The following is an 11,320-nucleotide window of genomic DNA, read 5'->3' as shown; positions in this document are numbered from 1 at the left end:
GGCTACTGATCGCCCGCCAAAGGAGCGAGCAGAACCGGAAATTGACCATCCGTTCCCGGTCACCACCTGCGCTCACGCGCCCGTCCGGCCCGGTATCGGGGTGGATTGCCGCCCATGTGCGGGCATGGTGCGGCACACTCCGATACGTCGCCAACATGGCGAACCGCCCCCTCCGTGCGGTGCGGAGGGGGCGGCCCGGTCCTCGGTGCGCCGTCGTGCTCGTCCGGTGCTTCGGTTTCCCCGTCAGACCTCTCTTCGCCGATCCGGCACCGGGGGACGGGCGATCGGCCCTGGGGTGATCACTTCTTGGGCGCGCCGACCGGCTTTCCGTCCGGGGAGACGGCGTACCACGTGCCGCCGATCCCCTGACCGTTGGTGTCTCCGGGCAGCCTGTCCCCGGAGTAGGTGTAGATCGGCCAGCAGTTGACGGTCATCTGCTTGACGCCGTCCGGCCGGGTGAAGCCCATCAGGCCCTTCTTCTGCACGCCCTTGGTGTCGTTCGCGGGCACGGGCGCCACGGCCGGCCACTTCTCCAGGCAGGCGCCGCTGCAGGCGGAGACCGGCTTGGGCCAGGCCTCGTCCTTGAGGAAGCGGTAGACCGTCATGCCGTTCTTGTCGACGACGATGTCGCCGAGTTCGGTCTTCTTCACGGAAAGGCCCGGCAGGCTCGCCAGCGACGCCTTCTTGCCGTTGGGCGCCAACGCGTACCACTTGCCGCCGACGCCCTGGCCGCCGACCTGCCCGGCCTTGGTGTCCTTCGCGTAGCGGTACGCGGGCCAGCCGCCGATCGTGAGCTGCTTGCTGCCGTCGGAGCGGGTGACCTCGCCGAGCATGGCCTTGTCGACGCCTGCGCCGGCGGTGGCGTCGTCGGCGGGGACCGGCGGCCAGGCCGTGGCGCAGCCGTCGTCGCAGTTGGACTTGGGCGGCTCGGCGGTGTCCTGGTCGAAGCGGTACAGGGTCATCCCCGCACTGTCCGTGAGCACTTTGCCCAGCTCGGCGTTGTCGGTCGCGGCGAGCTGTCCGGCCGGCTCGGCGGCGGCGCCCTGCTGTCCGTCGGCGCCGTAGCCGTTGCCGGCGCCCGCGCCGGTCTGGTTGCCGATGCCGGCGCTCGCGCCGGAGCCGCCGAGGCCGTTCGCCGGGGCCGTCGCGCCCACGTTCTGGCTGCCCGCCGCGGGGGTGCCGTCCTGACCGCACGCCGTCGTCAAAGCCAGGACGGCCACCGCCGTCGCCACGAGTGAGGCGCTCCGCCAGGAGGTCTTCATCGTCAACTCCCCATAATCACAAGGGTGTTGCAGCGCCCTGCTGCGCCGCCGCACGACATTGGTTACGCACCGCGGGGGCGGTCGTGTTCAACGGCGGCGCGAATTTCTTCTCCGGGGGTGCGGTGCGTTTCGGCCGACCCGGACGGGACGGCTTCCGAGCGGCGGCTCGTGGCGGGCGGTTCCTGGCGGGCGGTGCCGGAAGGGGCGGCTTCGGTACGGGCGGCACGCTTCGGCCTGCGGGCGGGTGCCGGGGCGTACGCACGTCCGGTTCCGCGGCGGCCCCACGGCCCGCGCCGCAAACCCCGGTCCGCCGCATTTCCCCAGTTCGGACCAATCCGCGCACACCGGGGCGTGGTCCCCGTCCGCGCGGCCCATGATCTTGCTCGTGCATCGACCGAATCCGATCCGATTCGCCCGGGCGCTGCGGGTGTTGGCGCCCACGGCCCTGGCCTGGGCGTGCGTGGGCGCGCCGGCGGCGCCGGCCGTGGCCGACGCCTGCGCGTACGCCGTCACGGGCCCGGACGGGACGGTGGCGGTGTCGGCGGCAGGCGGCGGCCTGTGGCCCTCCTTCCCGCCCTGCCCGAAACCCACCCCGACACCTCCTCCGCCCACCCCCAGCCCGACCCCCACACCCCCGCCGCCTCCACCACCCCCGCCGCCTCCACCCCCGCCGAAGCCCAAGCCCACGCCCCGCCCGACGCCCACCCCGAAGCCGAGCCCCAGGCCCACCCCGCCGCCCGAGCCGCCGCCCGCGCGCCCGGCCCCCGTGACCCCGCCGCCCCGGACGACGCCTCCCCCGCCACCGAAGCCCGCGCCGAAGCCGAGACCGACACCCAGGCCGCGGCCCCGCCCGTCGGTGAAGCCGGTGACGTACCCGAAGTACCACGCCCAGCCGCACCGGCGGACCCCGCCGCGTGCCCCGTCGCCGCTCACCTACGTCCTGCTCATCGCGGTGCCCGCCCTGGCCGCCGTAGTCGCGCTCCGTCCGCGCTGACCTTCTGGAGGAACCCGTTGTCGGAATGGCTTGTTCTGCTCCTTGCGATGCTGGCCGCCTGCGCCGTGGTGGTCGTCATCACCCTGCTGCGGCACCGCACGGCGGCCGAGGACGACGATCCCAGTGAGACCCCGGACGTCATCGAGTACATGACGATGTGGATCGGCGTGGTGTACGCCATCGTGCTGGGGCTCGCCATCGCCGGCGTCTGGGAGGCGCGCGTCGCGGCCCAGGACCATGTGCAGGCGGAGGCCCTGGCGCTGCACGAGATCTCCGAACGGGTCCGTGTCTACCCGCCGGACGTGCGCGACGGCATCCGCGCCGACGTCCACGCCTATGTCTCGCACGTCGTGGACACCGAGTGGAAGACGATGGCCGAGCACGGCCGCGTCACCCCTGAGGGCGACCGGCTGCTGGAGAAGATCCGCGCGGACGTCACCGACTACCGGCCGAAGTCGGACTTCGAGGCGCAGGCCTACCAACCGCTGGTGGACCAGGTGACCGCCGCCGACCAGGCCCGCGCGGCGCGCGCCGACTCCACCGGGTCGACGATGCCCGGCGTGGTCTGGTTCGGACTGATCGCCGGGGCCGTCGTCACGATCGGCATGGTGTTCGTGCTCCAGATCCGGCGCACCGCGCGCGAACTGGTGCTGGCCGGGCTGTTCTCCGCGCTGATCGCCTTCCTGCTCTTCCTGATCTGGGACTTCGACGCGCCCTACAGCCGGGGCGTCGGAGCGTCGGCGGGCGCCTTCCTGGACCTGTTCCCGAACCTCACCCGGTGACGGGCTGACGTCCCCTCAACGGTGCGGCGGGCACGTCGCCTGACACCGCCTCACGGCCGCGCGACCCCGGCCGCCTCCTCCACCCCGTCCCCGCTCCCGCTTCAGACCGGCGGGAGCCCCGTCCCCCGTGCGGCGCACACCGTTGCCCCGTTCGCCCGAGTGTGATCGCGCCCCGGCGCACATGTTCCTAGCGTTTCGATCATCGAGGCGCATTTCCGGCATACGCGGAAAAAGTCCGCGGCTGCTCCTCGGGGACCGGAGGAACCATCATGCGCGTAATAGGCGTCGTTTCGGCCGCGGTGCTGGGCGTCAGCGCCCTCACCTTCGCCGCGCCCGCCGCCCTCGCGAGCGGCGGTGACGGCCACTCCTACGGCAGCGACGGCGGCGGGGGCGGCGGCGACCGCTCCTACGGCGGCGGGTCGTACGGCGGCGGTGGCGGTGGCGGGGGGTACGGCGGCGGCTCCGGCGAGGGCGGTGACGGCGGATACGGCGGCGGCCGGGGCGGTGGCGGCGGCAAGCCGGAGCACTTCCAGCACGGCGTCCGTGCGGGCGAGGGCGGCACCATCGCCGGCTTCGACCTGAAGGAGATCGGCATGGGCACCGCCCTGATCGGCGGTTCGGTGGGCGCGGCGTACTACCTCTCGCGCCGCCGCACCTCCGAGGAGGGCACCGCCTGACCGCGCCTTCCGCCTCGGCGCACAGCACACAGCCTTCGCCCCGGACCTCGGAAGGTCCGGGGCGAAGGCTGTGTGCTGTGCGCGGTCCTCCGTCAGACCCGCTTGCCGGCGCGGCGGCGCAGCCAGAACACCCCGCCGCCGACGGCTCCCGCGGCCAGCAGTCCGCCGCCGATGGCCACGTCGGCCTTGGTGGCGCCGGTGGTGGTGCCACCGCCGACTCCGCCGTCGACGCCGCCGACCACGGTGAGGGCCGCGGGGCGGGTCAGGGAGCGGCCGTCGCAGTCGGCGGTGATGTCGAAGGTGCCGGGGCGGGCGTCGAAGCGGACCGTGGCGATGCCGCGGGCGGTCTCACCCGCCCCGTTGAAGGGCCTGAGCGGGGTCGGGGCGAAGGCCGGCGAGGAAACGGTGCCGCCGTTGCGGCAGCCCCCGACCGTGATCGTCAGCCGTCCGCCGCGGGCGATCGCGGCGGGCAGGGCCGTGATGTCGCGGACGCCGCTGCCCCCGCCGACCCCGCCGCCCGGACCGCCGCCGACGCCTCCGGCACCGCCCATGCCGCCGCCCCAGCCGCCGGGACCGTTGCCGAGGCCGCCGCCGGGGCCGCCGCCGGGGCCCGGACCGGGGCCGTTGCCCGGCCCCACCTGGCCGTTGCCGAAGCCGTTTCCGGGGCCGAAGCCCCCCGGACCGCCGCCGGGACCGAACCCGGGACCGTTGTCCGGCCGCCCGTGGTGGGAGCCGTGCCCGTGCCCGCGGCCGTTCTCCACGCCCCCGGCCCGGCCGTTCCCCGGCCCGTTGCCGAAGCCGTGCCCGGGGCCCGCGCCCGGACCGTTACCGAAACCGTTCCCCGGCCCCGCGCCCGGACCGTTACCGAAACCGTTCCCCGGCCCCGCGCCCGGACCGTTCCCGGGACCGTTACCGAAGCCGTTCCCGGGCCCCACACCCGGACCGTTCCCGGGACCGTTGCCGAAGCCGTTCCCCGGCCCCGTGCCGAAGCCGCCCCCAGGAGCGTTGCCGAAGCCGCCGACCTGCCCGTTGCCGCCGACCTGCCCGTTTCCGGGGCCGCCTCCCGCGTTGGCGCCGGGGACGTCGCCGCCCTTCGCGACGGCCGCCGGCGCCGCCAGCCCGACCGCCGCCAGGGCCACGACGAGGACCGGCAAGGGGGTACGAGTAGTGCGCATGTGCTCCTCCGCGGAAGGCGCCCCGGGACCCGTACCCGGACGTTCGGCGAGAAAGCACCTCCCGAAAGGAACCCTCGGACGCCCTGTTCCGGGCCGCATTTCGGAGCTGGTCCGTCTCGGTGAGCCGATATGCCGCGGAATTCACTCCGTTGGCCAACGGCGCAGGTCACGACTTGCGGGGAAACACCCGCCCGGCTCGTCCCGGATGGCGCACGGAAAGCGCGGCGGCCACCCGTTCGCCGCCGTCCCGTCGCCGGTTGCGCGTGCGCGACTTAGCGTTCTCGTATGCGCGAACGGCGGGGCGACGGCCACGCCGAGAGAGGATGGCGAATGTCTGTGAGCGAGCTGTCCGGTGGTGCCGCCGAGGACGAGCACGAGCCGCTGCGCAAGCGTGCTCCGTGGGGCGTGATAGCGCTGGTCCTGCTCACCGGGCTCGCTCTCATCCGCAACGGCTCCGGGGAGTTCGACGTCGGCCCGCCCCAGCCCGCGAAGGCCGCCGCTCCGGACATCGCCCACGCGCCGCCCAGCGCGCCGCCGGCGAGCGGTGTGCAGGCGCTGGACCGCTCGGTGCCCGACCGGGTCAGGATCCCCGTGATCCAGGTCGACGCGCCGATCACCCCGGTCGGCGTGGACGCGGACGGCTGGGTCGCCGCGCCGCCGCCGGACGACCCGAACCTGGCCGGCTGGTTCAACGGCGCGGTCACGCCCGGCGAGAAGGGCACGGCGGTCGTCGTCGGCCATGTCGACAACAAAATGGGCCCGGCGGTTTTCTACGGACTCGGCGCCCTCAAGAAGGGAAACCACGTCGAAGTCCGGCGGCAGGACGGAAAGACGGCCGTATTCGAGGTGTACGGCGTGGAGGTGTTCGAGAAGGATGATTTCCCCGGCGACCGGGTGTACGGCTCGAAAGGGGCGCCGGAATTGCGGCTCATCACCTGCGGCGGCGAATACACCAAACAGACCGGGTACCAGGGGAACGTAGTCGTCTTCGCCCGCCTGATCCAGTCCCGTTGACCGGGCCGGCCCGTCGGCCGCTCCGCGTCCGTCAGCCGGTCCGGGTCGGGGCACCGGTCCGGGCGGGTCGGCCGGGCGGACGGGGCGCGCCCGGCGTCAGGTGTACGTCCGGCGCGGCACCGTGAAGCGGTAGCCCCTGTCCAGGAGTTCGGGCAGGTACTTGCGCAGCGCCCGCACCGTCTGCGTGCGGTCGCCCCCGGCGTCGTGGGAGAGCACCACGACACCGGGAGCGGCGCCGCGTTCGACCCGGCGGACGATGGTGCCGGTCCCGGGGGTGGTCCAGTCGAGGCTGTCCACGGTCCAGGCCAGCGGCTCCATGCCCATGTCGGCGTTGAGCTGGAACACCGTGCGGTTCCAGGCCCCGTAGGGGGCGCGGAACCACAGCGGCCGCGAGCCGTACGCCTTCTCGATGACGTCGCTGGTGCTCTCGATCTCGTCGCGGACCTCGCTGCGGCTGAGCTGGGTGAGCAGCGGGTGGGTCCAGGTGTGGTTGCCGACGACGTGCCCCTCGTCGGCCATCCGGGCCAGCAGGCCCCGGTTCCAGTCGGCCATCTCCCCGCACACCATGAAGGTCGCCCGGATGTCGTACTTGGCGAGGGTGTCCAGGATGTGGGGCGTGTACTCGGGGTTGGGGCCGTCGTCGAACGTCAGCAGCATGGTGTTGCCGCGCCCCGGGAAGTGCAGGATCGGCGCGGTGCGCACCTTGGTCGGCAGGGGCTGGGCGCGCTGGGGGACGTCGCCGGTCAACGGCCGCAGCCGGTAGGCGGAGGAGTTCTGGGGGCCGCGCGCCTGGGGGCCCGCGGCGGGAGCGGCGGACCGGGTGTCGGAGGAGCCGGTGAGCAGCAGGCCGGCCGTGCCCGCAGCGCCCGCCCCTAGAGCGGCGGCGCCGGCGAACAGCAGTCGGCGCCGTGTGATCAACTGATCCTTCTGCATGACTCATCAGTGACCGGAGCGTCCGTCCTGCACCGGCACGGCGGCACGAAAGCACCCGCCCGGCCCATTCGGGGCGAACTGCTTCGACAACCGCCCGCTCGGCCCCGGTCCCGTACTTCGGAGCCGCCCGGACCTCAACGGGAAGGCGTCCTTCCGATAACCTCGCGGCGTGACGGAACAGCACGAGGAGCACGAGCGGCAGCAGCACCGTTTCGAACGGGGCACGGACGGGCCGAAGGTCATCGTGGCCGGGGTGGACGGCTCGGAGTCCTCGATGCGGGCTGCCGCGTACGCCGCCGGACTGGCCCGGCGCCAGGGCGCGTTGCTCGCTCTGGTGTACGTCCAGCCGGTGATGACGGCGGGGGCCGCGCTCGGGGCGCCGGTGGCGGACACGACCGACGAGATCGCCGAGGATCTGGTCCAGCAGATCCGGGAGTCCGCCGAGCGGCTGAAGGGGATATTCGCCGTGCGCTGGGAGTTCCACACCTTCCGCGGGGACCCGTACAACGGTCTGGTGAAGGCGGCGGACGAGCTGAAGGCGGACGCGGTGGTCGTCGGCGCCTCGGAGCAGGCGGGTCATCGGATCATCGGCTCGGTGGCGATCCGTCTGGTGAAGGCGGGACGATGGCCGGTGACGGTGGTGCCGTAGACCGGTGCGACCGGCCGGCCGCCGCGCTCGGCGTCCGGGCGGTACGGGGTCTTCCGGGGCCGTCGACCCTGGGCCATCATGATCCGCCGTCAGCCGACTGCCGTCTGCGAAGAGGTGAGGCTCATGGCCGGACTCCGGATGGGTGAGGGAATCCTCCGCCGTAAACCCATCGAACACATCGAGGAGACGGAAGCCGCCGAGGGACCCCGGCTCGAACGTTCGCTCGGTCTGTTCCAGCTGACCGCGATCGGCGTCGGCGGCATCATCGGCGCGGGCATCTTCACCCTGGCGGGCACGGTCGCCAACGGCACGGCGGGCCCGGCGGTACTGGTGTCCTTCCTCATCGCGGGCGTCGCCAGCGCGGCGGCGGCCCTGTCCTACGCCGAGTTCGCGGGCATGATCCCGAAGGCGGGCTCGGCCTACACCTACGGCTACGCGGTGCTCGGCGAGTTCGCCGGCTGGTTCATCGGCTGGGACCTGCTGCTGGAGTACACGGCGATCGTGGCGGTGGTCGCCATCGGCATCTCCGGCTACTTCAGCTTCCTGGTCGAGGACATGGGCGCGCATCTGCCCGCCTGGATGCTGGGAGCGCCGGGGACCGGGCCGGGGCACAAGGTCGACCTGTTCGCCGCGATCCTGTGTCTGCTCATCGCCTGGCTGCTGACCCTCGGCATCCGCAGCGCCGCCCGCTTCGAGACGGTGGTGGTGGCGCTCAAGGTGATCGTGGTGCTGGTGGTGATCCTCGTCGGCGTCTTCCACATCAACACGGCCAACTACCACCCGTTCTTCCCCTACGGCGTCGGCGGGGCGTTCACGGGCGCGGCGACCGTGTTCTTCGCGGTGTTCGGCTACGACGCCATGTCCACGGCGGCCGAGGAGTCGAAGGACGCACAGCGGCACATGCCGAGGGCGATCATCTACTCGCTGGTGATCGCGATGGTGCTGTACGTGGCGGCCTGTCTGGTGCTGACCGGGATGCAGAACTACAAGGACATCGACAAGGAGAGCGGCTTCTCGACCGCCTTCAAGTCGGTGGGGCTGAACCGGCTGGCGGACGTGATCGCGGTGGGCGCGATCATCGGCATCCTCACGGTGATGTTCACGTTCATGCTGGGCGTGACCCGGGTGTGGTTCGCGATGTCGCGCGACGGGCTGCTGCCCCGCTGGTTCGCCAAGACCCATCCCACGCGGCACGTGCCGACCCGGGTGACCTGGATCGTCGGGGTGGCCTCCGCGCTCATCGCCGGGTTCCTGCCGATCGCGGAGGCGGCCGAGCTGACCAACATCGGCATCCTGCTGGCGTTCGTGGTGGTGTGCGCCGCGGTGATCGTGCTGCGCTACCGGCAGCCCGAGCTGCCGCGCGCCTTCCGCACGCCGTGGATGCCGTTCGTGCCGGCGCTCGGCGTGGTCTTCTCGATCTGGCTGATCACGTTCCTCCAGTGGCAGACGTGGCTGCGGTTCGTGGTGTGGTTCCTGATCGGCTGCGTGATCTATTTCGGGTACTCGTACAAGCGGTCGGCACTGGCCCGCCCCCGGTCCGCCGACCGCACCGGCGACTGACCGGCCGGACGCCGCCGTAGGACCGGCCGCCACGGGATCGCGCGCACCGGACCGGCCACCGCCCGACCGGCCCCCACCGCACCGGCGCCGCGCGCCCCGTACCGCCGACGCGCCGTCAGCGGTCCATCACCAGTCCGTCCTTCGCCGCGCCCCGGGCGAGGACCGTGGCGCGGATGCGCTCGCGTACGCCCTCCAGGTCGGCGCCGCGTGCGATGGCCTCGCCGAGGTCCACCACCCGGCCGGCGTCCCTGTCGTACAGCGTGGGGACGAACTCGGCGCGGACCACCTCCCAGCGTCCGCCCGGCCGGGTGGGCGGGGCGAAGGTGAAGCGGGCGAGGGTGCTCTCGCCGGCCCCTGGACCGGCGGTGCCGCGCGCGTCGGCCGGGCCGCCCCCGATCTGGTCGCCGGCGCCGTAGACCACCCAGGTGCCGTTGACCTTCTCGTAGGGCTGCGGGGCGTGGGCGCCGCCGCCGAGGACCAGGTCGACGGCGGGGCGTTCGCCGTCGCGGGCGGCGGTCAGCCGCCGGGCGAGGTCCAGCTGGCGCGCGTCGGGCCGGTCCTGCCCGCGCGTGCCCCAGTCCAGGGAGACGACGACCACGTCGGCGCCGACCTTCCGGGCGGCACGGGCGTCGGCGACGATCCGGTCGGCGTCGGCCAGGTTCAGCGCCCACGGCTGCCCGGGCGGGAACGGCCGGTCCGTGCCGTCGCTGTAGGACAGGTGGGCGACCAGGGCGGAGCCGGCGCCCAGCAGCGCGACGCCGCGCGCCTCCGCCTCGGCGCGCGCCGACCCGGCGTGCCGTACACGGGCCTGGTCGAGGGCGTCCAGGGTGCTCCGTACGCCGTCGCCGCCGCCGTCCAGGGTGTGCTCGGAGGCGGTAGCGCAGCCGTCGTAGCCGGTCGCGGCCAGGCCCGCGGCCAGTTCGGGCGGGGTCGGCGGGCCGCTCTGCCGCAGGCCGCTCACGCCCAGGACGGTGTCCAGGTGACACAGCGCCAGGTCGGCGCCGGCGACCAGGGGCCGTACGTCCGCCAGCATCGGCCGGAAGTCGTGGCCCGTGCCGCCCGCGTCGAAGGCGGCCCGGTCGGCGGCGGAGCCGTCCACGAGGAGGGAGCCGGAGGCCAGCAGCGTGAAGGCTCCCGCGGCCGCGCGCGGTCCGGGCGGCGCGGGGGCGGGCCGGGGCGGCGCGGCGTCCCGCGCCAGGAGTTCGGCCCGGCAGGCGGCGCCCGCGGCGAGGAGGGCCGTCACGGCCAGGGCCACCTGGTGTCTGCGTGCGATCATCGGTTCACCTCACTGCGAGCGTGCGTCGGGGCGCCGGTGCGCCGGGACGGTCGTGCGGACGGGGGCGGGACAGCCGTGCGGACGGGTCCCGGAAAGGCGCGGGCGGGGGTCCACGGGCGGGCGATGTCGGTCATATGGACGGACAAGACAGACAATGACTACGAAGTCGTCCGCCGTCGCAAACGGCGCGACCGCGGCCGTTAGCCCGTCCGGTCGAGGACACGGGGCCTGACGGACCGTTCGTCGTACCGTTCGCCGACGCCATCGACCGTCCGTCGCACAGCCGTGTCCGCCCCCTGTCCCCGTGCGGCCCGCTGCGGTGCCATACGGCCATGACGGCCGGAACCACCCTCACCCGTGTGCCCACGACCGCCGAGCACGAGCTGGCAACGCTCCAGCGCGAGCACGGCCGGCCCCTGTTCGCCCTGCTCCTGAGGCTGTGCGACGGCGACCGGCAGCGCGCGGAGGACCTGGTGCAGGAGACCCTCGTACGGGCCTGGCAGCACCCGGAGGCGCTGCGCGCCGACGCGTTCGACTCGGTGCGCCCCTGGCTGCTGACCGTCGCGCGCCGGCTCGCCATCGACGCGCGCCGGGCCCGTCAGGCCAGGCCGCCGGAGGTCGGGGACGCCGTGCTGGAGAGCGCCCGGGTGATCGCCGACCACGCCGAACGGTCGGCCGCGACGCTCGACGTGCGCGAGGCTGTGAAGACTCTCACTCCGCGCCACCGTGAAGTCCTGGTGCTGGTGTACTTCCAGGGGGCCAGTGTGGCGGAGGCCGCGGAGGTCCTGGGCATTCCGCCCGGTACGGTGAAATCCCGCGCGTACTACGCGTTGCGCGCCCTGCGCCGGATGCTGCCGGGCTACGCGGCCGACCTGCGGTGAAACCGGCGGCAGCGTCAAGCCTTCGCAAAGCGCCTTGCTGTGGACCACGGTTGAGTAATCGGCTGTCCTCAGGCGTGTTCCGGACGCGCCTGGCCCGACGAGCCGGGGCCGGGTGAC

11 protein-coding genes are annotated in these 11,320 nt (G+C 73.6%); 7 read left to right on the top strand and 4 right to left on the bottom strand.

Going from position 1 to position 11,320, the window contains the following annotated elements:
- Window positions 1-299: 299 nt before the first annotated feature.
- Window positions 300-1,262, bottom strand: a complete 963-nt coding sequence (locus AB0N63_RS17905; protein ID WP_365529973.1) for an SCO0930 family lipoprotein — start codon at window positions 1,260-1,262, stop codon at window positions 300-302.
- Between the two features lie 865 nt (window positions 1,263-2,127).
- On the opposite strand from AB0N63_RS17905, the gene AB0N63_RS17900 reads away from it, so the two are divergent.
- The 3 genes from AB0N63_RS17900 (at window position 2,128) to AB0N63_RS17890 (ending at window position 3,715) form a co-directional block, all read left to right on the top strand.
- Window positions 2,128-2,256 carry a hypothetical protein gene (locus AB0N63_RS17900; protein WP_365529935.1) on the top strand — a complete coding sequence of 43 codons (129 nt, stop codon included), beginning with the start codon at window positions 2,128-2,130 and terminating at the stop codon, window positions 2,254-2,256.
- A 17-nt stretch (window positions 2,257-2,273) separates the two neighbouring features.
- The gene (locus tag AB0N63_RS17895) at window positions 2,274-3,038 is read left to right on the top strand and encodes a hypothetical protein (RefSeq protein ID WP_365529934.1); all 765 of its coding nucleotides are present in this window, start codon (window positions 2,274-2,276) and stop codon (window positions 3,036-3,038) included.
- 269 nt (window positions 3,039-3,307) lie between these two features.
- Window positions 3,308-3,715, top strand: coding sequence for a hypothetical protein (locus AB0N63_RS17890; protein WP_365529933.1), 408 nt, complete (start codon window positions 3,308-3,310; stop codon window positions 3,713-3,715).
- 92 nt (window positions 3,716-3,807) lie between these two features.
- Here the strand turns inward: AB0N63_RS17890 and AB0N63_RS17885 are convergent, their stop codons facing one another.
- Entirely contained in the window at window positions 3,808-4,890 is a 1,083-nt protein-coding gene (locus AB0N63_RS17885) for a hypothetical protein (RefSeq protein WP_365529932.1), read from the bottom strand.
- A 330-nt stretch (window positions 4,891-5,220) separates the two neighbouring features.
- On the opposite strand from AB0N63_RS17885, the gene AB0N63_RS17880 reads away from it, so the two are divergent.
- Complete coding sequence (locus AB0N63_RS17880) at window positions 5,221-5,904, top strand: class F sortase (protein WP_365529931.1); 684 nt, start codon at window positions 5,221-5,223, stop codon at window positions 5,902-5,904.
- Window positions 5,905-6,000: 96 nt separating this feature from the next.
- On the opposite strand, the gene AB0N63_RS17875 is transcribed toward AB0N63_RS17880, so the two are convergent.
- On the bottom strand, window positions 6,001-6,837 hold the full coding sequence (locus AB0N63_RS17875) for a polysaccharide deacetylase family protein (RefSeq protein ID WP_365529930.1): 837 nt from the start codon (window positions 6,835-6,837) through the stop codon (window positions 6,001-6,003).
- A gap of 169 nt (window positions 6,838-7,006) precedes the next feature.
- On the opposite strand from AB0N63_RS17875, the gene AB0N63_RS17870 reads away from it, so the two are divergent.
- Both AB0N63_RS17870 and AB0N63_RS17865 read left to right on the top strand, forming a co-directional pair.
- Entirely contained in the window at window positions 7,007-7,486 is a 480-nt protein-coding gene (locus AB0N63_RS17870; protein ID WP_365529929.1) for a universal stress protein, read from the top strand.
- Window positions 7,487-7,609: 123 nt separating this feature from the next.
- Window positions 7,610-9,046 (top strand): amino acid permease, encoded by a 1,437-nt coding sequence (locus AB0N63_RS17865; RefSeq protein ID WP_365529928.1) that lies wholly within the window; start codon window positions 7,610-7,612, stop codon window positions 9,044-9,046.
- Window positions 9,047-9,161: 115 nt separating this feature from the next.
- On the opposite strand, the gene AB0N63_RS17860 is transcribed toward AB0N63_RS17865, so the two are convergent.
- Window positions 9,162-10,322, bottom strand: a complete 1,161-nt coding sequence (locus AB0N63_RS17860; protein WP_365529927.1) for a CapA family protein — start codon at window positions 10,320-10,322, stop codon at window positions 9,162-9,164.
- 332 nt (window positions 10,323-10,654) lie between these two features.
- Here AB0N63_RS17860 and AB0N63_RS17855 point away from each other — a divergent pair, with 332 nt between their 5' ends.
- Window positions 10,655-11,203 carry a sigma-70 family RNA polymerase sigma factor gene (locus AB0N63_RS17855; RefSeq protein WP_365529926.1) on the top strand — a complete coding sequence of 183 codons (549 nt, stop codon included), beginning with the start codon at window positions 10,655-10,657 and terminating at the stop codon, window positions 11,201-11,203.
- The last annotated feature ends 117 nt before the right edge of the window (window positions 11,204-11,320 follow it).

The sequence above is a fragment of the Streptomyces sp. NPDC093260 genome (assembly GCF_040683715.1).
Lineage (GTDB): Bacteria > Actinomycetota > Actinomycetes > Streptomycetales > Streptomycetaceae > Streptomyces > Streptomyces sennicomposti.
Note: the sequence above shows the minus strand (reverse complement) of the source record. Positions and strands in the feature narration are given on the sequence as shown.